We start from the raw sequence: 23,301 nt of genomic DNA on the forward strand, positions 1-23,301 counted from the left end.
AATTGAAGTTGTGGGAGCGGCATAAGCCGCGAAGCTGAAAATGTTTCAGCCCCTGTAGGAGCGGCGTAAGCCGCGAAGCTGGCCAACTGAAACGGCTGAAGACTTTCAGAACCTGAAACATTGCCTGCCGTGTAGCCCGGGCAAGCGAAGCCCACCCGGGGCTCTCGGCATACAACGTCAAGTCCTCCACTACCCTCGTCCCCCGGGTGCGCTGCGCTTACCAGGGCTACCTTGGCCGGCTGTTCGCCCCCGACCTGTCACCTACCGATTTCAGCCGCCAGATGGCCTGAAACATCGCCTGCTTCGCGGCTTACGCCGCTCCTACAAGCTGCAGGCCAGCAGACCTGCTTTCAGGCCGCTACCGGGAAATACAGCGATACCGCGGCCCCACCCAGCGGTGAGGTGCCGATCATCGCGGTGCCACCGGACTGTGCCGCGAACCCATAGACCTGGCTCAAACCCAGGCCGCTGCCATCGCCCACGCTCTTGGTAGTGAAGAACGGCTCGAACACGCTTTCCTGGATCTCCGCCTGGATGCCCGGCCCGCTATCGCCCACACAGATGCTGACGAAGGGGCCGCGCTCGCCGCCGCCCGAGGGCACGATGATGGTTTCCAGCCGCGCGCACACCAGCACCTTGCCGACACCGTGCATGGCATCGCGGCTATTGCTCAGCAGGTTCAACAGCGCTGCCTCCAGCTGACCCACATCCACCGAAATCGGCGGCAGGTCCGCCGCCAACTCAATCTCCAGCTCGATGGTCTCGCCGCAGACGCGCCGATACAGCTCCAGCGAGGCGGTGAGCAGGTCGTCGACCCGGCTCAGCTGCGGGACCAGCGTCTGCCCGCGCCCGAAGGCCAGCATCTGCCGCGTCAACTGGGTGCCACGCTCCACCGCACGGTGGGCGATATCCAGGATTCGACGCACGCTTTCGTCGCCCGAACGCCGCAACGACAGCATGTCCAGGCTGTTGCCGATCACCGACAGCAGATTGTTGAAGTCATGCGACAAGCCCAGGGTGAGCTTGCCAACCGCATCAAGACGCTGCGCACGCAGGGCGATTTCCTGCGCCTCGCGGACACGCTTCTGGGTCTGGAATATCTCGGTGATGTCACGGATGAGAACCAGCACGCGTGAACCCGCCGGGTCGAACACCCGCTCCAGCATCGCCGAGGCGCGGAAGCGGACACCATCGCTGCGTACCATCGCCAGGCTGAGCTGCTCGATGCCCTGCTCCAGGGTCCGCGCCACTGCCTGCTCGGCAACCCCGCGCTGGGCATCGGCGGCGCTGAACAACAGCGAGAACGGTTGCCCGCGGATCTCTTCAATCGTATAGCCGAGCACCGCTGCAACGCCCGCATTGCCGCCGAGCACGCGACCGTCGGAGTCAAGCTGGAGGATGGCGCAGCAGTGCAGCTTCAATACATCTTCGGCCAATGCCGCCACGTCGGCCGTCTGTTCCTGTTCTGTACTGCTCAACCCTGCTCTCCCGAAAACTGAACCAACCGCCGGTGTTCCAGCGTTACCGCCTCCCCTGGCTGCGTACCGTAGCCTAAACGCAGACGTTCCCGCAGGTACAGCAGGTTGGCTTCAATGGCGGTCAGGTTGTCGCGCTGGGTCGGCGGCAGGGCCGCCAACGCCGCAGCGCGCAAGGCCTGCCATTGCTGCTGCGCCGGGCCGGCGCCGGCAGCGGTATCGGCCCGCAGCCGGGCCTGCTCATCCGCATTGGGGATGCCATAGCCCGGGCTGCCGGCCAACAGACTGCCGGGGGCCAGCAAGCCCGCTGCGCGCTCCATCAGCGCGTGGAAATCGTCCAGTTCAGGCAAGGCCTTGCCCGCTGCCAGCAGCTTGCGCTTGAGCACATCGCCGGCCGCCACCTCGGCCTGCCGCCGCGCGGCCTGTTCCAGCAGCAACATCGCCGCCAGCACCTGCTCGTCGGCCTGCTGCATCCAGACCCTGCGCTGTGTAGGTGGCAGGGCAAACCATTGGCTTACGCTGTCGGCCGGCAACGGCAAGGCGGTGCGCGCGACCTCGAATACCAGCCGGTAGTGCTCGGCAGCCGATTCGAAGTAATAGCCGCCGCGCACGGCGGCGGCGCGCTCGCGCGGCGGCTCGGCCAGCGCCTTGGCACGCAGCGTCTGCAGCAAGCCGGTCGGGGTGATCGACAACAGCTGCGCCGCACCCAGCCGCGGTGCGCCATCGCCGATCAGCTTGCCGGTTTCCACCGCACAGTTGTTGCTGATGAAGTAATAGCGCCCGTCATAGTCCCAGTGCAGGCGTGCCGCCTGCTGCAGCAGGCCTGCCATTTCCTCGCGCTGCAGCCGCAGCGGCGTGGAAGAGACCCCGCGCAACTCGACCTTGGTGTATTCCTCGACCACCTGGCTCAGCGGCAATACGAACAGGCGCGAGGGATAGGCGCCGGTCAGCCCGCGCCAGCTGGATATCTGCACATCACCGACAAAGGCCCGGAACGACAGCACCAGGTGATGGCGCAGGTCCATCCGGCAGGCCGGCCCGGGCGCACGGCCGGGGGCGCAGATCACCAGCCGCAGCATGCTGTGGCCCCAACGGCTCATCAGCTTCTCGTTGCCTTCGGCCAGCAGGTAATCGACCTGGTAGACCCGCGCCGGATCCAGCGCCAGCAGTTCGGCCAGACCCTCCTGCTCACCGGCCTGCATGAAAGGCAGGGCTGGTGGGCATTGCGCGGCACCCAACAGCGCGGGCGCGCCCAGATTCTGTGCGAACCACGCGTGCAGCAGCGGCCGCCGGCACGCGTAGTCCGGATCCAGCAGATAGTGCTCGAGGTTCACCGCGAAGAACTCCGCCGGGCTGTCCAGTTCATAGCGATCAGGACTGCGCAGGCTGAAGTTGTTGTGCCCGCGACCGGGCCATAGCGGCCGCCGCTGCCAACCGGCCAGATCCAGGAATCGCGCCTGCGCTGACCAACCACCCACGGACGAGCGGTCCAATGCGTGCGCCAGCTCATGGATCAGCGCCGCGCGGGCCGCCTGCCATGCCGGCTCGGCCGGGTCGGCAGCAAGCAAAGGTGTAAGCAGGCGCCGGTCCAGGCCAAGCTCGCTACCCCGCGCCCTGCCCTGCACATGCTCGGGCAGGTCGTCGCGCCAGCGCAGCTGCAGCGTCTGTGCGGAGCTACCCACGATGGCCGCAGGCATGCGCGCCAGCACGTCTTCAATCAACTGCTGGCTGGCCTGCAGCTGCGCCACATCCAGCGCCGGCGTATGTGCCTGCACCTGGACGCGCAAGGCCGCCTGCAGCGGAGCGATGACGCCCAGCAGTACCAGCAGCGCCAGCCACCGCGCAGGCGGCAGCCGGCGCCGACGCATCACAGCGCCAGGATCTTCCGGGCCAGGGCCATGTCGCTGGCATCACGCGCAGCGACGTCACGCTCACGCAGCTGGATCAAGGCCGCTTCCAGCCAGGCACCACGGATGGCGCCATTGCTGGCGACAAAGCCGGCGGCGTCTTCACGTGCATCCAGCAATACCTTGTCGTCGCCCGAGGAGCTGCCCGAGGAATTGGACGATGCGCCCGAGGCGGAGCCGGCCGAGGTGCCTGCGAAACTGGAGGCGAGTGCCGACATCGGCAGGGCAATCAATGCGCAGAACAGGATCGAACGGATCATCGGCAGGTCAACATCGGGACAATTAAGGATGCAAAGAGTAGCGGTGTTCGGCTTACAGGTCGAACACCTTGCCCGGGTTCATCAGGCCATTGGGATCGAACACGCGCTTGACCCCGCGCATCAACGCCACTTCGGCGTCACTGCGGGTGCTGGCCAGATAGGCTTTCTTGACCAGACCGATGCCGTGCTCAGCCGAAATACTGCCGTCAAACCGCTGCAGCACCTGCGCCAGCAGCTTGGTCACATGCTCGCATTGACCGAGGAACTCCGCATCGCTGGTGTCGTCGGGCTTGAGCACATTGATATGCAGATTGCCGTCGCCGATATGGCCAAACCAGACCACCTCGAAGTGCGGATAGGCACCGCTGATCAGCGCCTGGGTTTCGGCCAGGAAGGCCGGCATTGCCGAAATGCGCACCGACACGTCGTTCTTGTACGGCTTGTAGCGCGCCACCGATTCGGTGATGCCCTCGCGCAGGCGCCATAGTTGCTGGGCCTGGGCTTCGCTGGTGCTGATCACGCCATCCAGCACCCAGCCCTGCTCCATGCAGTATTCGAACGCCGCCAGCGCGGCCGCTTCGCCAGCTTCATCGGCCGAGGCGTATTCGGTTACCACGTAGTAGGGGTGGATCTGCTCGAACGGATACTGCGCGCCATGCGCGGTGACGTGCTTGACCGCCAGATCGGTGAAAAATTCAAAGGCTTCCAGCTGCAGGCGCTCGCGGAACGCCGAGAACACCTGCATCAGCACTTCGAAGGACGGCAGCGCGAGCACCATCACATTGGTGCTCGGCGGTGGATCGGTGAGCTTCAACGTAGCCTCGACCACGATGCCCAGGGTGCCTTCCGAGCCGATCATCAGCTGGCGGAAATCGTAGCCGCTGGAGTTCTTGATCAAGCCCTTGTTGAGCTCCAACAGCTCGCCATTGCCGGCAACGACCTTGAGCCCGGCAATCCATTCGCGGGTATTGCCGTAACGGATCACCCGGATGCCGCCAGCATTGGTGGCGATGTTGCCGCCGATCGAACAGGAACCCCGCGCGGCGAAGTCCACCGGATAGATCAGCCCATGCTCCTTGGCGGTGTTGTGCACCGCTTCCAATGGCATGCCGGCCTGCACCACCAGGGTGCGGTCGACCGCATCAAACCCCAGCGGCTTGTTCATGCGCTCCAGGCTGAGCACCAGTTCGCCGTTGGCGGCGACCGCGCCACCGGAAAGGCCGGTACGGCCACCGGACGGCACTACCGCCACCTTGTGCGCATTGGCCCAGCGAACCACCGCCTGCACCTCTTCGACGCTGCCCGGCAAGGCAATGGCCAAGGGTGCCGGCGCCCAACGCCGGGTCCAATCGCGCCCGTAGTGTTCCAGGTCACCGGCGTCGGTCTTCAAACGCAGGTCGGGGCAGGACTGCAGCAGGGATTCCAGGCGCGGATCGGTCATGACGGTGTTTCGGCGACGTGAAAGCCGCCAAGCGTGACAGCCCCATCGCGTGCCGTCCAGTCACCCAGCCAGCACCTCGCCGCCAATCTGGATTTCATCTGAAACCTTTTGTCATCAAGGCTTTGCCGCGTTGCGCAGCGCACAAAAGCCGTGCTGCTTCTGGCATAGTTGGCGGCCTACCCACCTTCGCCGCCGTTCACGACATGTCGCCCAAGAAGACCTCGTTCCCGAAGCAGGACATCCGCGTTTTGTTGCTTGAGGGGGTCAGCCAGACCGCCGTGGACGTCTTCAAGGCGGCCGGTTACTCGCAGATCGAGCTGTACAGCAAGTCGCTGCCCGAGGACGAACTGAAGGCGCGCATCGCCGAAGCCCACATCGTCGGCATCCGCTCGCGCACCCATCTCAGCGCCGAAGTACTGGCCCACGCCAAGCGGCTGATCGCGGTCGGCTGCTTCTGCATCGGCACCAACCAGGTGGACCTGGAAGCGGCCGAGCTGGCCGGTATTCCGGTATTCAACGCGCCCTACTCCAACACCCGCTCGGTCGCCGAGCTGGTGATTGCCGAGGCGATCATGCTGACCCGCGGCATTCCGCAGAAGAACGCCGAATGCCACCGCGGCGGCTGGTCCAAGTCGGCTGCCGGCAGCCACGAAGTGCGCGGCAAGACCCTGGGCATCATCGGCTATGGCCATATCGGCACCCAGGTCGGCGTGCTTGCCGAGGCGCTGGGCATGCACGTGATCTTCCATGACATCGAAACCAAGCTATCGCTGGGCAACGCACACCCGGCAATCAGCCTGGATGACCTGCTGGCACGCTCGGACGTGGTCACCCTGCACGTACCGGAAAACGGCTCCACCCAGTGGATGATCGGCGCCGAGCAGCTGGGCAAGATGAAAAAGGGCGCGCACCTGATCAATGCAGCGCGCGGCACCGTGGTCGATATCGCCGCGCTGGATGCAGCACTGGGCTCTGGCCATCTTGGCGGCGCTGCGGTGGACGTGTTCCCGGTCGAGCCGAAGGGAAATGGCGACCTGTTCGAATCGCCATTGACCGCGCATGACAACGTGATCCTGACCCCGCATGTCGGCGGTTCCACGCTGGAAGCGCAGGAGAACATCGGCGTGGAAGTGGCGGCCAAGCTTGTGCGCTACAGCGACAACGGCTCGACCCTGTCGGCAGTCAACTTCCCCGAAGTGACCCTGCCCGAGCATGAGCAGAGCCTGCGCTTGCTGCACATCCACCGCAACGTGCCGGGCGTGCTGTCCAAGATCAACGAGATCTTCTCGCGCCACAACCTCAACATCGATGGCCAGTTCCTACGCACCGACCCCAAGGTCGGCTACGTGGTGATCGACATCAGTGCCACCGAGGAACAGGCCGCAGCCATCCGCGAAGAACTGGCCGCCATCCAGGGCACCCTGCGCACCCGCATCCTGTACTGACCCGCCTCCGTAGTGCCGAGCCATGCTCGGCAGAGGCTTTCCCAGCGACGTCACAGCGGCAAAGGCAACCCCTCCCCAACCCTCCCCTTCGCTACGCAAAAGGGAGGGAGCTGTAGTGCCGAGCCATGCTCGGCTGGAGCTTTCCCGGTAACGCCTCAGCCGAGCACGGCTCGGCTCTACCCATCTGCTTTCCCGGCAATCTAATGTGTCTTGCCAGCAATATCGCTGCGCGTCGCATCTATCTCTGCAGCCAGCGGTTTGCCATGCGCCGCATGGACTCATCCTGGTCGGCGGCGATCTCAGCTACCGGCCGCCAGGCCAACTCCAGTGATTCCTCGCTGACCACAAACGCTTCGTTGTCGCCAGCCACGACCACATAACGCACGTCATAGTGCCAATGGCCTGGCACCTCCTTGCGCTCGGGGATCCAGTGACGGTCCAGGTCGAAGATGTCTGCCGACGCCAGCCTCAGCCCCGGCAATCCCGATTCCTCCTCGGCCTCGCGCAGCGCCACCGCCGCCAGGTCGTGGTCGCCATCTGCATGCCCGCCCAGCTGCAGCCAACGCTGCAGCTTGCGATGGTGGGTGAGCAGCGCGCGCTGACCGTCACAACTGACCAGCCAGGCGCTGCCGGTGAAATGGCCGGTCAGGCGCTGCCGGGTGAACGGATCCACCCCATCCTCGTCAAGCAGGGCCAGGAAGGCCTGCGCCACCTCTCCATGTTCCGGGTGCCGCTGGGAATAGTCCTCAAAAGCCCGACGCAACTGTAGATCTTCTGCAAGCATGACTGTAAGCACATCCCATTCTTTCTAGCTGGCGGCCATTATCGCTGTCGATGTTGCAGTTGCGCTTGTCGAGTTTCGCTACCTTTGGCAAGGTAGAGTGGTTGCCGACCGTTCAGCTTGCGTCGCCATACAACCGGCCCCGTCGCGCCAGCGCGTTCGGGCCAACACACAGCTCGGGAATTTGCGGAATGCTTAAAGCACTGTTGAGGGTCAAGCCGGTCGAACCGGCCGCACATGTCGATGCAGGTGAGCCTGTCGAAGGCAGCCTGCAAGGTGAAGCCACACTCAAACGCACCCTCACCGCCAAGCACCTGATCCTGCTGGGCATCGGCGCAGTCATCGGCGCCGGCATCTTCGTCCTGACCGGACAGGCCGCAGCCAACCATGCCGGTCCTGCAGTGATGCTGTCCTTCGTCCTTGCCGGCATCGCCTGCGCCCTGGCCGGCCTGTGTTACGCCGAGTTCGCGGCAATGATGCCGGTCTCCGGCAGCGCCTACTCCTATTCCTACGCCACCCTGGGCGAAGGCATGGCCTGGTTCATCGGCTGGTGCCTGGTACTGGAATACCTGTTCGCCTCGGCTTCGGTCGCGGTTGGCTGGTCGGCCTACCTGATCAGCTTCATCACCACCACGCTGCACATGCCCTTCCCGGACGCCTTGTCGGCGGCACCGCTGGCCTGGACAGGCAGCGAGTTCGTCAATTCCGGCAAGCTGTTCAACCTGCCAGCGGTGCTGATCGTGGCCGCCATCACCGGCCTGCTGTATGTCGGCGTGACCCAGTCCACCATGGTCAACGCCGTGATCGTGGCGATCAAGATCACCGTGATCTGCCTGTTCGTCGGCTTCGGCATCCAGTACATCGACCCGGCCAACTGGCACCCGTTCATCCCGCAGAACACCGGCACGTTCGGCGAGTTCGGCTGGAGCGGCGTGTTCCGCGCTGCCACCATCGTGTTCTTCGCCTATATCGGCTTCGATGCGGTCTCCACCGCCGCCGGCGAGACCAAGGACCCGCAGAAGAACATGCCGATCGGCCTGCTCGGTTCGCTGGCTGTCTGTACCCTCGTTTACATCATCGTCTGTGCGGTGTTGACCGGCATGCTGCCGTACAACCTGCTGGGTACCGACAAGCCGGTGGCCACCGCGCTGGAAGCCTATCCCAGCCTGTCCTGGCTCAAGACCGCGGTCGAGATCGGCGCCATTGCCGGCCTGTCCTCGGTGGTGCTGGTGATGATGATGGGCCAGTCGCGCATCGCCTATACGATCTCGCGCGATGGCCTGCTGCCGAAGATCTTCGGCAAGGTGCACCCGCGCTTCCGCACCCCTTATGTCAGCACCATCGTAGTCGGCGTATTGGCCGCCGCCCTGGCCGGTCTGGTGCCGCTGAACGTGCTCGGTGAGCTGGTGTCGATGGGCACCCTGCTGGCCTTTGCCACCGTCTGCATCGGCGTGCTGGTGCTGCGCCGGACCAAGCCGGACATCGTGCGCCCGTTCAAGGTGCCGGCCGCGTGGCTGATCTGTCCGCTGGGCGCGCTGGCCTGCCTGGCGCTGTTCATGCAGGCCTTCGTCGTGCATTGGCACCTGTTCGTCGGCTGGACCGTGCTGGGCCTGTTCATCTATTTCGGCTACGGCATCCGCAACAGCAAGCTCAACAAGAGCGCCTGAGCAACACCTCGACCGGCGCCCCGCGCGCCGGTTTTCTTTTGCGCGCCCGCCGCGCACCGACGAGCGAAGACCCGAAACATGTTCAAGCAACTCTGGGCCACCAAACACCCGCACGCCGCGCACCAGGAGGCCAATGGTTTGAGCCTGCGGCGCACCCTCGGCCCGTGGGGGCTGACCGCACTGGGTATTGGTGCGGTCATCGGCGGCGGCATCTTCGTCATCACCGGCCAGGCCGCAGCCAACCACGCAGGCCCGGCGATCATGCTGTCCTTCGTGCTGGCAGCCATCTGCTGCGCCTTCTGTGCACTGGCCTATGCCGAATTCGCCTCGATGGTGCCGGTCTCCGGCAGCGCCTACACCTATACCTACGCCACCTTCGGTGAGCTCTCGGCCTGGTTCATCGGCTGGATGCTGGTGCTGGAATATGGCGTCTCGGCGTCTGCGGTGGCGGTCAGCTGGACCGGCTACTTTCTGAGTTTCCTGAACCACTTCGACATCCATCTGCCCGCCGCACTGGTCAACGCGCCGCTGGACGCACAGCTCAAGCCCACCGGGGCGATTGCCAACCTGCCGGCCGCGATCCTGGTGCTGCTGCTGACCTGGCTGTGTTACGTGGGCATCAGCAAGTCCTCGGCGATGAACATGGCCATGGTCGTGCTCAAGACCGGCCTGATCATCCTGGTGATCATTGCCGGCTGGAAATACGTGGACACCAGTAACTGGACCCCGTTCATCCCCGCCAACGAAGGCCCGGGCAAGTACGGCTTCGAGGGCGTGCTGCGTGGTGCGGCAATGGTGTTCTTCGCCTATATCGGCTTTGAGGCGGTATCGGTTGCGGCGCAGGAATCGCATCGCCCGCAGCGCGACCTGCCGATCGGCATGCTGCTCTCGCTGGTGATCTGCACGGTCCTGTACATCGCCATGGCGGCGGTGATGACCGGGCTGGTGCCTTACCAGTTGCTGGGCACGGCCGAGCCGGTTGTCACCGCCGTGGCAGCCCACCCGCAGCTGGATTGGCTGCGCATCATCGTCGAGATCGGCGCCTTGATCGGTCTGGCCTCGGTGGTGCTGGTGATGGTGATCGGGCAACCGCGCATCTTCATGATCATGGGCCGTGACGGCCTGCTGCCGCCGGTATTCACCAAGATCCACCCCAAGTACCGCACGCCGCACATCAATACCGTCATCACCGGTATCGGCATTGCCTTGCTGGCGGCGCTGTTCCCGCTGGACATCCTCGGCGAGCTGACCTCGATGGGCACGCTGATCGCCTTTGCCGCGGTCTGTGCCGGCGTACTGGTACTGCGCCGCACGCAGCCCGACCTGCCGCGTCCGTTCCGCATTCCAATGGCCTGGTTGATCTGCAGCCTGGGCGTGCTCAGCTGCATCGCCCTGCTGACCGCGATGACCCTGCACAACTGGATGCTGATGGGCGTCTGGACGGCTACCGGCTTCATCATCTATTTCCTGTACGGCGTGCGCCATAGCAAGCTGAACGCGGAAAACAAGGCCAAGAACGGCTGAGTCGGCGGCCAGAAGCCAACTTGAAGCCCGGGTCTGGTCCCGGGCTTTTCTTTTGCAGATAGACGGCCGAATCGCCTCGCCCTGTAGCCCGGGTAAGCGAATGCGCACCCGGGGCCTTTGGCGCGCATCCTGGTCCCAAGCTCCCGGGTGCGCGTACGCTTACCCGGGCTACAACGGCTTACCCGGCTGCACTTGCACCCGCGCCTACGTCCTGCCGACACCCATATTCCGCACAGGTATCAGTTCCATCCGGATGCATGCATGAACCGGCAACTGTTCTTAGTAGAATGGGCGCCATGAACGCGCCTACTGTCCCCTACGACGCCCAGCGGCTGAGCGAACTGGCCCAGCTGCTGATCGACAACATCCGCGAGCTGGCCCACGCCGGCTGGACACCTGCCACCAGCAGCAATTTTTCGCATCGCCTGGATGACCGGCACGCGGCCATCACCGTGTCCGGCAAGGACAAGGGGCGGCTGATCGAAAGCGACATCATGGTGGTGGATTTCGATGGCAAAGCCGTGGGCCGTCCGCTGCGCCCGTCAGCCGAAACCCTGCTGCACACCCAGCTGTACGCCCGCTTCCCTGAAGTCGGTTGCGTGCTGCATACCCACTCGCCGGTGCAGACCATTGCCTCGCGCCTGTATGGCAGCGACGGTCATATCCGCCTGGAAGGCTACGAGCTGCTCAAGGCCCTGCACGGCAACACCACCCACGAGACCGCCGTGGACCTGAAGGTATTCCCCAATACCCAGGACATGGATGTGTTGGCCGCACAAGTCGAGGCCGAGCTCGACAAGGGGCCGATGTGGGGCTATCTCATCGATGGCCATGGCCTGTACGCCTGGGGCCGCGACATGGCCGAAGCCCGTCGCCACCTGGAAGCCTTTGAGTTCCTGCTGCATTGTGAGCTGGAGCTGCGCCGCCTGCGCGGCAACGCCTGATCCCCTTTCCACGTCGAGTCCCCCCATGAGCCGACTGCGCATTTTCAATGAAACCGCCCCAGACGCACCGCTGTTCGACAGCCGCGACGGCGAGGTCATCGCTGCCGAATTGAACAAGATCGGCGTCACCTTCGAACGCTGGCAGGCCAAGCACCCAGTCACGCCCGGCGCCAGCCAGGACGAAGTGTTCGCTGCCTACCGCGAAGACATCGACCGCCTGGTCGCCGCGCACGGCTTCAAGAGCGTGGACGTGGCCTCGATCGCCCCGGACAACCCGGCACGCGCCGAGATCCGCAAAAAGTTCCTCGACGAGCATTACCACAAGGAAGACGAAGTACGTTTCTTCGTCGCCGGCTCCGGCCTGTTCACCCTGCACGTGAACGACAAGGTCTACGAAGTGGAATGCGTGAAGGACGACCTGATCGCCGTACCGGACAGCGTCAAACACTGGTTCGACATGGGTGAGGAACCCAGCTTCGCCGCCATCCGCTTCTTCACCGAGCCGGACGGCTGGGTCGGGCACTTCACTGGCACCGACATCGCCCAGCGCTTCCCGCGCTACCAACCCAGCGCGGCCTGAGCCCCCTTTTGCCCGGAGCCCCCGCTCTGCTTGAGCCCCTGCTCTGCTTAAACCCCTCTCCCGCCAGCGGGAGAGGGGTTGGGGTGAGGGCAGCTTCCAGCTCTTGCACACTGCCCCTCGCCAACCAAGCACCCGTGCCATAACCGCACCGTGCAGGAAAACCCGCATGACCATCAACGCCATCCTCACCGACATCGAGGGCACCACCTCCAGCATCTCCTTCGTCAAGGAAGTGCTGTTCCCGTATGCCCGTAATGCCCTGCCCGGCTTCGTCCAGGCCCACGGCCACGAGCCGCAGGTGCGCCAATGGCTGGACGCAGTGGCCACCGAAATCGCCGCCAGCACCTGCCAGGACGAGGTCATCGTTGAAACCCTGCAGGGCTGGATCGACCAAGACCGCAAGCACACCGCGCTCAAGGCGCTGCAGGGCATGATCTGGGACACCGGCTACCGCAATGGTGATTACACCGCGCATATGTACCCGGAAGTCGCCGATGTGCTGCGCGGCTGGCACGCCCGTGGCCTGCCGCTGTACGTGTACTCGTCCGGCTCGGTGCCGGCGCAGAAGCTGTTCTTTGGTTTCAGCGACGCGGGCGATCTCAACGGCCTGTTCTCCGGCAACTTCGATACTGAAGTCGGCGGCAAGCGTGAGGCTGCAAGCTATGCGCATATCGCCAAGGCCATCAACACCGCCCCGGGCGAGATCCTGTTCCTGTCCGACATTGTCGAAGAACTGGATGCCGCCCGCGAAGCCGGCCTGCAGACCGTACTGCTGGACCGTCTCAACGACTACCCGCAGCCGCGCACCCGCGAGGCCACGCACGGCCATACCCGGGTTGAGCGCTTTGATCAGATCACGCTCTGATCGACTCACCCGCACATACCAAGACGGCCCCTGATGGGGCCGTTTTTGTTTTTGCTGCCTGCGGCGGGCTGCCAGCAAAGTACCTGCTGCTTTCACGCCAAACCCACATCGGCATCACCAGCGGTAAAGCCTTCGCAACGCAGGATCATCGAGCCGCGCACCAGGACACCTGGCGCCCGATCAACCCAGCAACGGAGGCTTCATCGCATGAGCATCACCGCAGAGATCGGCCAGGCGCTGGCCGCCGAGTTCAGCCTTCCGGACGTCCGCAGCTTGACCGTCATCGTCTCGCGGCTGACCACGGCCATCGTGCTGGGCGGCCTGCTGGGGCTTGAGCGCGAACGCAAGGGACGCGCGGCCGGACTGAAAACCCACATCCTGGTCTCGGTGGGTTCGGCGCTGTTTGTGCTTGCACCCCTGCAGATGGGAATTTCCGGTGCCGACGTCACCCGCGTGATGCAAGGCATCGTCTCCGGCATCGGTTTTCTGGGCGCGGGCGCCATCCTCAAACTCGACGCCGAGGAGCGCATCCAGGGCCTGACCACCGCGGCCGGTATCTGGGCGACGGCCGCGATCGGCATGGCCGCCGGCATGGGCATGGAAATGGTCGCCCTCATCACCACGCTGGCCGCGCTTGCGGTAGTCAGCACGCTGCCGAAGCTGATGCCGGAAAAACGCAAAAATACCGAAGGCTGCGAAGCCGATCTGGACACCTGATCGGCCTGTATTACCGCAATACTGGGCACTTGAACCTGTGCAGCACCGAGCACCCGACTTCAGGCAACGAATCGGATGCTCTTGTGGGAGCGGCGTAAGCCGCGAAGCCCGCACATTTTCAGGTGATATGGCTGCCAAGGCTCTGAACAATGCCAGCTTCGCGGTTTACACCGCTCCCACAAACAGCTGCCGAGCTGGCGCCCCCTGCATCGCGCCCGAGCGGTCTACGGCAACACCGACCTACGCTGTTCCGTTGACTCAGCCGGGCTGCGCAGCACCAGCACGTCAATGCTCGAAGGCACACCCAGTCGTGCTGTGAAGCCGTCCCACTGGCCCACACCGCTGCTGACGAACAGGGCCATTTCACGCACGCGGTATTCGCCACGTACATAGCCGTGATTGAAAGGCGCCACCACCCAACGATCAAATCCCAGCATGTGTCCGCCATGGGTATGGCCGGAAATCTGCAGGTCGATCGCGCCGGTGGCAGCGGCCGCGCGTGCCTGTTTGGGCTGGTGCGCAAGCAGCACATGAACGTCGCCGCCCCTGCCGCCGTCCACGACGGCCTGCATGTCCGGCGCCAGCCCGCCATGCATATACGATGTCGGCTTCAGCGCCGCCAGGTCACCAATGCCGGAGACCACCAGCTTGCGGCCGTTGATGGTCAACAGCGCGCTCTGGTTCTCCAGCACGCCCAAGCCCATCTGGCGGAAATGTGCCATCCAGGCGCTGTAGTCGTAGTAGTACTCGTGGTTGCCCGGCGCCAGCCAGACGCCGTAGGGTGCCTTGAGCAGCGCCAACGGCTCTGCGAAACGTCCGCTGTCTTCCAGGCCACCGTCGGCCATGTCACCCGGCAGCACGATCATGTCGGGCTTGGCCGCCAGGGTTGCATCGACAATGCGCTGGGTACGCCAGGTGCGCTTGACCGGGCTGATATGCAGATCCGCCAATACCGCCACCCGCAGCCCGTCCATCTCCTTGGGCAGGTGCGGCACAACCAGATCGCGCTCGTGCACCTGCGGCGGCTTGAGACCGTTGTAGATACCCAGCGTGGCCAGCAGCACGATCACCGTTGCCGCGCCATGGTTGAAGCCGGTGCCGTGCCAGAGCGCGGCCAAACCGGAGCGGCGCGGCAGCAGGCGTGACAACAGCCAGCCGGCCTCGCGCAGCAGCAGGAAGGCCAGCAGCAACACGAACATCACCAGCACCCAGCCAAACACCAGCTGGATCCACGCTTCAACCGAGTAGCTGAAGACATCCATCCGCCACAGCGTGGCGAAGCTCAGTCCGAGCAAGGCCAGGCCGATGCTGACGCCCATCCGCCAACGACGCTGGCGCTTGGACAAGGGATTGACCGGCCACCACAACCAGATGGCCAGCAAGGGCAGGATCAGCGATACAAATAGAGTCATCGGCAACAACAGCGGCGACGCGGAAAACACCCGCGATCACACCGCCAACAGGATTGAAAAGGGATCGCGCACTGTGCCATGACTGCATGGCAGACCGCGCAGTTATGGCTGGAACACTACGTACGACCGAGCGTTGAATGTAGAGCCGAGCCATGCTCGGCTGGGGCTTTCCCGGCCACGCCATTCTGGAAGCCATCTGCACCGCAAAGCCCGCAATCGTTCTGATTACGGGCCTTTCTGCAGCTTGATTGTTGCCAGCTTCGCGGCTGACGCCGCTCCCACAAACAGGCCCCTGTAGAGCCGAGCCATGCTCGGCTGGGGCTTGCCAAGCAATGCTGGGTCGGTTGGGGGGCTTCCCGGCAATGCTGGGAAAGCCCTTGCCGAGCATGGCTCGGCACTACAGTTGGGGCTTTGCTGGGAAAGCCCCTGCCGAGCATGGCTCGGCACTACCGCTTAGGGATGACTGGTGAAGCCCCTGCCGAGCATGGCTCGGCACTACCGGTAGCCGGGCCGGTTACTTGGACTTTTCAGCGATCCAGGCGTTGAGCTTTTCGTCCAGCACGTCCAGCGGTACCGAGCCGTCCTTCAGCACTTCGGCGTGGAACTCGCGGATGTCGAACTTGGCGCCCAGCTTGTCCTGCGCGCGCTTGCGCAGTTCCTGGATCTTCAGCTCACCCGTCTTGTAGGCCAGCGCCTGGCCCGGCCACGCGATGTAACGCTCGGCTTCGGCAATGGCGTCGGGCTCGCTCACCGAGGAATTGGCGAACATGTAATCCAGCACCTGCTGGCGGGTCCAGCTCTTGGAATGCAGGCCGGTATCGACCACCAGGCGCACTGCGCGCCACAGCTCACCCTGCAGGCGGCCGAAGTAGCTGTACGGGTCGGTGTAGACGCCCAGGTCCTTGCCCAGGCTTTCGGCATACAGGCCCCAACCTTCAATGAAGGCGGTTTCGCCACCGAAGCGACGGAACGCCGGAACGCCCTTCAACTCCTGCTGCAGGGCCAGCTGGAAGTGGTGGCCCGGAATGGCTTCGTGCAGGAACAGGTCTTCAGCGTCCCAGGTCTTGCGCGTCGGCAGATCATAGGTGTTCACGTAGAAGATGCCCGGGCGGCTGCCGTCTTCGCTGGGCTGCATGTATTCGCCGCCGGCGGCCGACTTGGCGCGGAACGCCTCGATCGGGCGGATCTCGAAGCCCGCCTTCGGGGTCAGCGAGAACAGCTTGGGCACATTGGCGTTGATCTTGGCTTCCAGGCCGCGGTAATGCTCCAGCAGCTCCGGCTCGGACTTGAACTCGAACTGCTTGTCGTTCTGCATGAACTTGAAGAAGTCCTGCAGCGAGCCCTTGAAGCCCACCTCGGCCATCACCTTCTGGATTTCGCCGTGGATGCGCTCCACTTCCTTCAGGCCGATCTCGTGGATCTGCTCCGGGGTCTGTGCGGTGGTGGTGCTCTGCTTGGCGTTGAAGGCGTACCACGCCTTGCCGTCCGGCAGCGAATCCAGGCCTACCGTGTCACGCGTGGCCGGCAGGTACTCGTTGGCGATGAAATCACGCTGCTGCTTGATGGCCGGCATCAGCTTGTCGTTGATCGCGCTGCGGAACGCCTCGGTCAGGCGGTCCTTGTCGGCCTGTGAGAAATCGGCTGGCAGCAGCTTGATCGGACCCCAGAACTGGCTGTCCTCGGCCTTGGCGGTGATGATCTCGTCGAACTGCGGCACCACCTTTTCCATCAGCACGCGCGGCTGCACCACACCGGCCTTCATGCCTTCGCGCATGTTGGCGTTTTCGGTTTCCAGCAGTACCGGGATGCGCGCGGCACGTGCCAGCCAGTTGTCGTAATCCTTGACCGTCTTGAACGGCTGCGCCACCTGGCCCGAACCCAGCATCACCGCATAGCTGACGGTGGAGCCCATCTGGTTGACCGGCATCATCCAGGTCGGGAACTTCTCCCCTTCCAGCGACTGCTTCTGCTCTTCGACGAAGATGCGGTAGCTGAGCAGGTCCTGCCCGGCCAGGCCGGCATCGCCGATCTTCTCGGCCTTGCCCAGCCATTCCTGGGTGAAGTCATGGCTCTGCTTGCGGAACTCGGCCGAGCCGAAATCCGGCAACTGGTCGTTGTAGCGGTTGTCACCCTGGAAGGTAGCCTGCAGCGGGTTCAGCTTGAGCACGCCTTCCCAGTAGTCGGCATACAGCTGGTTCAGCTGCGCGGCCTTGTCGGCCTGCGGCGCCTGCGCGGCGCTGTCGCCCGCAGCCGGCTGCGAGGTCGGGGAACAGGCGGCCAACACGGTGGCCAGGGAGAACGAGACGGCAAGCGCCAACGGTCGGACGGTCATCAGGGGTTTCCAGCGAGGGGAACAAGGCCGCCAGCGTCAGCGCAACCGGCCCTTGCCGGAAGGGCCAAAGGTCATTGCCGGGCCACCGACATCGCAGCCGGAGCCGCAAACCGTCATAATCGCCCCCCTGCTGCGGCCGCCACCGGCGTCCGTCACCCGTATTCACGCTCTCCCGGGCCCCTGCGTGCCCGGCGTGAGCCTTTGCCGTTGCTGTATTTATGACTACTTCGCGCCGCCCGCTGGGCTTCTGGTCTGCTACCGCCCTGGTCGTGGGCAGCATGATCGGCTCGGGCACCTTCCTGTTGCCCGCCACCCTCGCCCCCTATGGGGCGGCAACCCTGATCGGCTGGGGCATCACACTGTGTGGTGCGCTGCTGCTGGCCATCACCTTTGCCCAGCTGGCAAAACGCTGGCCGCAGACCGGTGGCCCCTACGTGTTTGCGCGCAATGCCTTCGGCGAACTGCCGGGCTTCCTGGTGGCCTGGAGCTACTGGATCTCGATGTGGTGTGCCATCGCCGCCATCGCGGTGGCCTTCGCCGGCAGCATCGGCGCCATTTTCCCGCAACTCACCACCACCCCGGTGCGCGCGGCCACCTGCGGCCTGGTCGCACTGTGGGCCTGCGCCGGCGTCAACCTGATCGGCATGCGCGAAGCCGGCCGCCTGCAGCTGCTCACCACCGTATTGAAAGTGGTGCCGCTGCTGATGTTCGGCCTGGTCGCGCTGTGGCTGGTGGATACCAGCCACTACGTGCCCTTCAATCCTTCCGGCCAGTCACTGGGCAGCGTGGCCGCTGCCACCGTGGCACTGACCCTGTGGGCGATGATCGGCCTGGAGGCGGCCACGGTACCGGCCGACTCGGTTGACGATGCGCCGCGCACCATCGCCCGCGCCACCGTCACCGGCACGCTGATCGCCGGCATCGCCACCGTGCTGGCCTGTACCACCGTGCTCGGCCTGCTGCCAGCCGATGTGCTGGCCAAGTCCGGCGCGCCGATGGCCGATGCCGCCGCCGCGCTGTGGGGCCCGACCGCCGGCATGCTGCTGGCGGTGGTGATGGCCATCTCCTGCGTTGGCGCACTCAATGGCTGGACCCTGCTGTCGGCGCAGCTGCCGATGGCGGCCGCCCGCGACGGCGTGCTGCCGCGTGCTTTCGCCTATGAAAACAAGCGCGGTACGCCGGTATTCGGGGTGATCGTCAGCTGCCTGCTGGCCACCGTGCTGGTGATCTGCAACTACAACCGCTCGCTGGTGGACCTGTTCAAGTTCTCGGTGCTGCTGTCGACCGCCGCCACCCTGCTGCCCTACCTGGCCGGCGCCGCGGCCTGGTTGTGGCGCGGCAGCGGCATCCCCTCACGCATCGCCGCGGCAGGTGCGCTGGCTTTCAGCCTGTATGCCATCGCCGGCATCGGCAGCGAGGCCTTGCTGTGGGGCGTGGCGCTGATCGTGGCCGGTTTGCCGATCTACTTCTGGCTGCGGCGTCACCGAGCCAAGCGCTGACGCCAGCGCGAACAGATGCCTCGCCAGCTGGCGAGGCATCCTCCTTCCTCAGGCCGTGCGCAGACTGCGATAGCGGAAATCGCGGATCGTGGTCTCACCGTTGCCTGCGCAATAGATACCCAGTTTCAAACTCAGGAAGCCGCCGAACACATTGTGGTGCAGCCCGGACACCTCCATACGCGTGGGGTGTAGCTGCCAACTGCGTCCGCCGTCGTGCGAGTAATGGAAGGTCACGACATTCCCGACATTGCTCAGCCTTACCCGGACCGACCCGGGTTTGCGCGGCGCACGCGCCCAGACCAGCTCCTCGGCGTACTGGAAATTCTTGATGGTGTCGGCACTGAAGCCGACGCCGACAAAGGCTTTGTTGTTGTAATACAGCAGCAGGCCAGCCTCCGCCCCCGGTGCCGGCTCCAACGTCACCTCCACCTCATAGGAACGATCAGGCACGCCGCAGGTCAGCGGTGAACTGTCGATCGGCGAGGTGCCGCTGGCCTGCAGGTGCAGGCCACGCTCACCGTAGCGCGCACGTTGGCGCTCATTTGGGCCCGGGTTATGGAAGGCCCATTGGGTACCGAAACGGTCCTTGCTGAAGTCGTCGGAGAGCGCAAAGCCCGCCGCGCTGTTCCTGCCTCCGGCGGGCTTCGGCAATGGCTGCGAAAGGTCGCCGCCCAGCGCGCGGAACCAGCCGTCGTCAGTCCACTCGATCGGCTCCAGCAGCGTCTGCCGTCCCAAGGTGCGGAATCCGTTCTCATAGGCGTGGTAGACCATCCACCAATCGCCGGCCGGCCCCTCCACCAAGGTGGCATGGCCACGCGACCACCAAGGCTCGGCCTCGGACTGCGTGCGCACCAGCGGATTGTGTGGGCAGTGCTCCCACGGACCATGGATGGAGCGCGAGCGCGCGGCAATCACCATGTGGCCGGTGACTGGACCGGCAGTGCCACCCAAGGCAGTCACCAGATAGAACCAGTCACCGTGGCGCAACAGCTTGGGACCTTCCGGTGCGAAGTTCTCGGTGACCCAGTCGTCCGGGTAGCGCCACGGACTGTACGCCGGCTCAAGCGAGCCATCGGTGGCCAGCCCGTCATCACGCAGGCGCACACGACGGATGCCGTTGACGAACAGATAGCGCTTGCCGTCCTCACCAACAACATGGCCCGGATCGATGCAGCCTTCAATCTTCAGATCGACCGGCTCGCTCCACGGCCCGGCGATAGCGTCGGCCCAGATGACGAAGATCGACCAACCGTTGCCGGTGGGATTGGCGGGCAGATAGATGAAATAGCGGCCATCGTGCTTGCACAGATCCACCGCCCAGATATCACCCAGCGTCTTGTGCAGCGCCGGCCCGATCGGCGCCCAGTTGACCAGGTCGGTCGAGCGCCAGATCACCAGGCCTGGATACGAATAGAACGACGAGAACGTCATGTAGTAATCGTCGCCATCCTTGAGGATGCTGGGATCCGGATGGTCCCCGGCAACGATGGGGTTGAGGTAGGTGCCATCGCCAAGATCGGCGATGCGCTGGCCTTCGGGGCCATGCCCCCAACGCGGGGCGACAAATGAGCTCCCTGCAGCAGCCGCAGGAGCTGACATAAGCGACAAAGGGGCCACCAATGCACCGGCGGCGATTGCTTTGAACAGGTCCCTGCGGGAAGCATCTGGCATGCAGCACACTCGAGGTCAACGGGAAGGCCAACGGGACAGCCCCGCCGCCGGAACCGCCCGAGTGTAGCCGCAGACAGCAAACCACAGCGCGCGGCGCTTCGCTTCCCACTGCTTGCAGATGCAACTGGCTGCGCTGGATTCCAACGGTGGCTTCTCAGCCCTCCGGATACGGCGCGTTGCCCAGGGCCTTGTTGACCGCAATGAACTGAGCGCGCAGCAGCGCTTCGCAATCGACAAGATCGCGACGCGTCTGCAGGTAGCTTCTGCGCGCATCCAGCAGGGTCAGGAAATCAATCAGTCCGGCGTCGTTGCGCGCCTGCGCGATCCTGTACGCATCCAACGTGGCCTGCTCACGCATGCGCAGTTGCGCGCGTTGTTGCTGCGCGGCGGCGTAGGCATTCAAGGCATTGTCGATCTCCTGCCAGGCCTGCAGCACGGTCTTCTGGTAGGCGACGGCAGCTTCCTGCTGTTGCAGCTCGCGCAGCTGCACCACGCTCTTGCGGCGGCCATGATCGAACAGCGGCAGATTGAGCACCGGGCCCACCGACCAGGTGCGGCTGCCCCAATCGGAAAACTCACCGGACAGATACGATTCGTAGCCGAACTTTGCACCCAGGCGGATGCTGGGATACAGGTCGGCCTGAGCGACACCTATATTGGCTGTCGCCTGTTGCAGGCGTGCCTGCGCGGCACGGATATCCGGCCGCCGCTGCGCCACTTCCGATGGCAGGCCCAGCGACAGGTCAGGCAGCGCGTCGTCGTGCTCAACCGCCGGCGCTGCGAGCTGGGCACGCAATGCACCGGGATGCTCGCCCAGCAGCAGCGCCAGTTGGTTGCCACTGCTAGCCTCTTCGGCCAACAAACCGGGCAGGCGCGCGCGCACGGCGGCTAGATCGGCCTGCTGGCGATCCAGGTCCAGGTGGTCCTGCAGACCGCCGTCAACCCGCGCCTGCAACAGCGATGAACGCTCCTCCAGCGCAGCGATATCCTCGCGTGCCAGCGCGATCTGGCGCTGCGCGCTTCGCAACTGCACATAACTGCGGGCGACCTCGCTGGTGATGCTCAGCCGGGCCAGGTCCAACAACGCCGCCTGCTGCGCGACACCGGCGTCGGCAGCTTCGATCGAACGCCGCACGCGGCCCCATAGATCCAGTTCCCACGACGCATCAAAACCGGCCTGGTACAGATTGAACGGCTCGGCCAGCAGTTGTTTGAGCGCATCGCTGTCGTTGCTGAGGATGTCGAGCATGCGCGTAGCGGCGCCGTTCTCGCTCTGCCGCTGCTTGCTCGCCCCCGCCGATGCAGTCACCGCCACGCCGCGTTGGGCAGCAACCGTGCTGCGCTGCGCGCGGGCCTGGGCATAGTGCAAGGCTGCCGTGCGCAGGTCCGGGCTGGCGCGCAAGGCGCGTTGCTGCAGCTCATCCAGGATCGGATCGGACAGCTGCGTCCACCACGCCGGCTGCAATGGCTGGGCGCCGACGCCGCTATTTAGTGACGCGTCACCGCCGCGCCATTGCGTCCAGTCCGCCGGCGCCGGCGCGTCTGCGCGGACGACATCCGGCCCCACCGCACAGCCGCCGGTGGCCAGCCCGACAGCCAGCGGCAACAGCAGCAGCGATACTTTCAAGAATGCGCGTGGTTGCGGAAACATCGATCACGTCCTAGTTAAGACGGTTGCGGAACAACCACGCTGCCAACGGCAGGGTGATTGCAGCCACCACCAGCATGGGGATGAAATTGAAGCCCACTTCCTGCAGTCCGGCACCTTCCAGATAGACCCTGCGCACCAGGTCGATACCGAAGCGCAGCGGGTTGGCGTAAGTGGCCAGCTGCAGAACCCTGGGCATGTTGGCCACCGGCGTCATCAGGCCTGACAGCAGCATCAGCGGCATGATCAGCAGGAAGGTGTAAAGCATCGCCTGCTGCATGTTGGCGGCCACCGCCGAGATCGACAGGCCGATCCCAACCGACGCAATGGTGAATACCGCCAGTGCCAGATACAGCAGCCCCACCGAGCCGGCCAGCGGAATCTGGAACCAGAAGCGGATGATCAGCAGGATGATGGTGGACTGCACCAGGCCCACCAGGATCGACGGCACCGCCTTGCCGATCAGTATCTGCATCGGCGTCATCGGGGTGACCAGCAGCTGATCGAAGGTGCCCTGCTCGCGCTCGCGCGCCACCGACAAGGCCGCGATCAACAGCGTCTGCAGCATGCTCAAGGCCGCGATCAGGGCAGGCATCAACTGCCAACGCGACTCCAGGTTCGGGTTGTACCAGCTGCGCGTCAGCAACTGCACGCCCTGCCCGGTTCCAGGGCCGGCCCGGGCCTGGTTGAAGCTGCCGACGATGGCACCGATGTAGCCGGCGGCCGCGCCAGCGGTAGTGGAATTGCGCCCATCCATGATCAGCTGCAGCGGTGCCGTCTGCCCGGCCTGCAGCCGCTGTTCGAAGTCGGCCGGGATGCTGACAACCAGCAGCACCTTGTTGGCGTCGATCAAGCTGGCGATCTGGCTGGACGAGCTGAGCGTGGCCACGCGCTCGAACATGCCGGCACCGTCCATCCGCGCCAGCAGCTCGGTCGAGGCCTGGCCACCGCTCAAGTCGAGCACCGCATACGGCACATGGCGAAGATCGAAGGTAGCGCCGTAACCGAACAGCAAGGCCTGCAGCAACGCCGGTGCGAACAGCGTGACGCGACTGGCGGGCTCCTTGAGCAAGGTGATCAGTTCCTTGCGGCAAAGGAAGGCGATGCGCCTGAGGTATTGCACCAAGGCCTCC

General features: G+C 64.7%; 18 protein-coding genes. 8 read left to right on the forward strand and 10 right to left on the reverse strand.

Annotation, left to right across the window (positions count from 1 at the left end; all coding sequences use genetic code 11):
* Positions 1-350 precede the first annotated feature (350 nt).
* From ABB27_RS10460 to ABB27_RS10475, 4 genes are read right to left on the reverse strand one after another with little or no spacing between them, the layout of a single operon-like run.
* The gene (locus ABB27_RS10460) at positions 351-1,478 is read right to left on the reverse strand and encodes a two-component system sensor histidine kinase NtrB (protein ID WP_057628646.1); all 1,128 of its coding nucleotides are present in this window, start codon (positions 1,476-1,478) and stop codon (positions 351-353) included.
* Complete coding sequence (locus tag ABB27_RS10465) at positions 1,475-3,343, reverse strand: DUF7844 domain-containing protein (protein WP_057628647.1); 1,869 nt, start codon at positions 3,341-3,343, stop codon at positions 1,475-1,477. The genes ABB27_RS10460 and ABB27_RS10465 overlap by 4 nt, the downstream gene beginning before the upstream one ends.
* A complete protein-coding gene (locus ABB27_RS10470; RefSeq protein ID WP_057628648.1) occupies positions 3,343-3,642 on the reverse strand; it encodes a DUF2388 domain-containing protein in 300 nt (99 codons plus the stop codon). The genes ABB27_RS10465 and ABB27_RS10470 overlap by 1 nt, the downstream gene beginning before the upstream one ends.
* A gap of 52 nt (positions 3,643-3,694) precedes the next feature.
* The gene (locus ABB27_RS10475) at positions 3,695-5,083 is read right to left on the reverse strand and encodes an FAD-binding oxidoreductase (RefSeq protein WP_057628649.1); all 1,389 of its coding nucleotides are present in this window, start codon (positions 5,081-5,083) and stop codon (positions 3,695-3,697) included.
* A gap of 203 nt (positions 5,084-5,286) precedes the next feature.
* Here ABB27_RS10475 and serA point away from each other — a divergent pair, with 203 nt between their 5' ends.
* The gene (gene serA / locus ABB27_RS10480; RefSeq protein WP_057628650.1) at positions 5,287-6,528 is read left to right on the forward strand and encodes a phosphoglycerate dehydrogenase; all 1,242 of its coding nucleotides are present in this window, start codon (positions 5,287-5,289) and stop codon (positions 6,526-6,528) included.
* 238 nt (positions 6,529-6,766) lie between these two features.
* Here serA and ABB27_RS10485 read toward each other — a convergent pair whose 3' ends face one another.
* Positions 6,767-7,312 (reverse strand): NUDIX hydrolase, encoded by a 546-nt coding sequence (locus ABB27_RS10485; protein WP_057628651.1) that lies wholly within the window; start codon positions 7,310-7,312, stop codon positions 6,767-6,769.
* A gap of 188 nt (positions 7,313-7,500) precedes the next feature.
* Here ABB27_RS10485 and ABB27_RS10490 point away from each other — a divergent pair, with 188 nt between their 5' ends.
* The 6 genes from ABB27_RS10490 to ABB27_RS10515 all read left to right on the forward strand — a co-directional run bounded on the left by ABB27_RS10490 (position 7,501) and on the right by ABB27_RS10515 (position 13,606).
* Positions 7,501-8,976, forward strand: coding sequence for an amino acid permease (locus tag ABB27_RS10490; protein WP_057628652.1), 1,476 nt, complete (start codon positions 7,501-7,503; stop codon positions 8,974-8,976).
* 78 nt (positions 8,977-9,054) lie between these two features.
* Positions 9,055-10,500, forward strand: coding sequence for an amino acid permease (locus tag ABB27_RS10495; protein ID WP_057628653.1), 1,446 nt, complete (start codon positions 9,055-9,057; stop codon positions 10,498-10,500).
* 296 nt (positions 10,501-10,796) lie between these two features.
* A complete protein-coding gene (locus ABB27_RS10500; protein WP_057628707.1) occupies positions 10,797-11,444 on the forward strand; it encodes a methylthioribulose 1-phosphate dehydratase in 648 nt (215 codons plus the stop codon).
* A 25-nt stretch (positions 11,445-11,469) separates the two neighbouring features.
* Positions 11,470-12,024: a 1,2-dihydroxy-3-keto-5-methylthiopentene dioxygenase gene (locus tag ABB27_RS10505; protein ID WP_057628654.1), complete on the forward strand. Its 555-nt coding sequence runs from the start codon at positions 11,470-11,472 to the stop codon at positions 12,022-12,024.
* A 166-nt stretch (positions 12,025-12,190) separates the two neighbouring features.
* Positions 12,191-12,889, forward strand: a complete 699-nt coding sequence (gene mtnC / locus ABB27_RS10510; protein WP_057628655.1) for an acireductone synthase — start codon at positions 12,191-12,193, stop codon at positions 12,887-12,889.
* A gap of 207 nt (positions 12,890-13,096) precedes the next feature.
* Positions 13,097-13,606, forward strand: coding sequence for an MgtC/SapB family protein (locus tag ABB27_RS10515; protein WP_057628656.1), 510 nt, complete (start codon positions 13,097-13,099; stop codon positions 13,604-13,606).
* A gap of 224 nt (positions 13,607-13,830) precedes the next feature.
* Here the strand turns inward: ABB27_RS10515 and ABB27_RS10520 are convergent, their stop codons facing one another.
* Positions 13,831-15,018 (reverse strand): metallophosphoesterase, encoded by a 1,188-nt coding sequence (locus ABB27_RS10520; RefSeq protein ID WP_083491261.1) that lies wholly within the window; start codon positions 15,016-15,018, stop codon positions 13,831-13,833.
* A 514-nt stretch (positions 15,019-15,532) separates the two neighbouring features.
* On the reverse strand, positions 15,533-17,350 hold the full coding sequence (locus ABB27_RS10525) for a DUF885 domain-containing protein (protein ID WP_057628658.1): 1,818 nt from the start codon (positions 17,348-17,350) through the stop codon (positions 15,533-15,535).
* A gap of 218 nt (positions 17,351-17,568) precedes the next feature.
* Here ABB27_RS10525 and ABB27_RS10530 point away from each other — a divergent pair, with 218 nt between their 5' ends.
* The gene (locus ABB27_RS10530) at positions 17,569-18,849 is read left to right on the forward strand and encodes an amino acid permease (protein ID WP_057628659.1); all 1,281 of its coding nucleotides are present in this window, start codon (positions 17,569-17,571) and stop codon (positions 18,847-18,849) included.
* A 48-nt stretch (positions 18,850-18,897) separates the two neighbouring features.
* Here ABB27_RS10530 and ABB27_RS10535 read toward each other — a convergent pair whose 3' ends face one another.
* The 3 genes from ABB27_RS10535 to ABB27_RS10545 all read right to left on the reverse strand — a co-directional run bounded on the left by ABB27_RS10535 (position 18,898) and on the right by ABB27_RS10545 (position 23,291).
* Positions 18,898-20,520 carry a family 43 glycosylhydrolase gene (locus ABB27_RS10535; RefSeq protein WP_057628660.1) on the reverse strand — a complete coding sequence of 541 codons (1,623 nt, stop codon included), beginning with the start codon at positions 20,518-20,520 and terminating at the stop codon, positions 18,898-18,900.
* 154 nt (positions 20,521-20,674) lie between these two features.
* A complete protein-coding gene (locus ABB27_RS10540; RefSeq protein WP_244479206.1) occupies positions 20,675-22,147 on the reverse strand; it encodes an efflux transporter outer membrane subunit in 1,473 nt (490 codons plus the stop codon).
* Between the two features lie 34 nt (positions 22,148-22,181).
* Positions 22,182-23,291, reverse strand: a complete 1,110-nt coding sequence (locus ABB27_RS10545) for an ABC transporter permease (protein WP_244479207.1) — start codon at positions 23,289-23,291, stop codon at positions 22,182-22,184.
* Between the last annotated feature and the right edge of the window lie 10 nt (positions 23,292-23,301).

It is taken from the genome of Stenotrophomonas terrae (assembly GCF_001431465.1).
Taxonomy (GTDB): Bacteria; Pseudomonadota; Gammaproteobacteria; order Xanthomonadales; family Xanthomonadaceae; genus Stenotrophomonas; species Stenotrophomonas terrae.

Coding starts and splice junctions, on each gene's coding strand:
- ABB27_RS10465 (WP_057628647.1), bottom strand. CDS start 3,343: ATGCGTCGGCGCCGGCTGCCGCCTGCGCGGTGGCTGGCGCTGCTGGTA.
- ABB27_RS10470 (WP_057628648.1), bottom strand. CDS start 3,642: ATGATCCGTTCGATCCTGTTCTGCGCATTGATTGCCCTGCCGATGTCG.
- ABB27_RS10475 (WP_057628649.1), bottom strand. CDS start 5,083: ATGACCGATCCGCGCCTGGAATCCCTGCTGCAGTCCTGCCCCGACCTG.
- serA (WP_057628650.1), top strand. CDS start 5,287: ATGTCGCCCAAGAAGACCTCGTTCCCGAAGCAGGACATCCGCGTTTTG.
- ABB27_RS10485 (WP_057628651.1), bottom strand. CDS start 7,312: ATGCTTGCAGAAGATCTACAGTTGCGTCGGGCTTTTGAGGACTATTCC.
- ABB27_RS10490 (WP_057628652.1), top strand. CDS start 7,501: ATGCTTAAAGCACTGTTGAGGGTCAAGCCGGTCGAACCGGCCGCACAT.
- ABB27_RS10495 (WP_057628653.1), top strand. CDS start 9,055: ATGTTCAAGCAACTCTGGGCCACCAAACACCCGCACGCCGCGCACCAG.
- ABB27_RS10500 (WP_057628707.1), top strand. CDS start 10,797: ATGAACGCGCCTACTGTCCCCTACGACGCCCAGCGGCTGAGCGAACTG.
- ABB27_RS10505 (WP_057628654.1), top strand. CDS start 11,470: ATGAGCCGACTGCGCATTTTCAATGAAACCGCCCCAGACGCACCGCTG.
- mtnC (WP_057628655.1), top strand. CDS start 12,191: ATGACCATCAACGCCATCCTCACCGACATCGAGGGCACCACCTCCAGC.
- ABB27_RS10515 (WP_057628656.1), top strand. CDS start 13,097: ATGAGCATCACCGCAGAGATCGGCCAGGCGCTGGCCGCCGAGTTCAGC.
- ABB27_RS10520 (WP_083491261.1), bottom strand. CDS start 15,018: ATGACTCTATTTGTATCGCTGATCCTGCCCTTGCTGGCCATCTGGTTG.
- ABB27_RS10525 (WP_057628658.1), bottom strand. CDS start 17,350: ATGACCGTCCGACCGTTGGCGCTTGCCGTCTCGTTCTCCCTGGCCACC.
- ABB27_RS10530 (WP_057628659.1), top strand. CDS start 17,569: ATGACTACTTCGCGCCGCCCGCTGGGCTTCTGGTCTGCTACCGCCCTG.
- ABB27_RS10535 (WP_057628660.1), bottom strand. CDS start 20,520: ATGCCAGATGCTTCCCGCAGGGACCTGTTCAAAGCAATCGCCGCCGGT.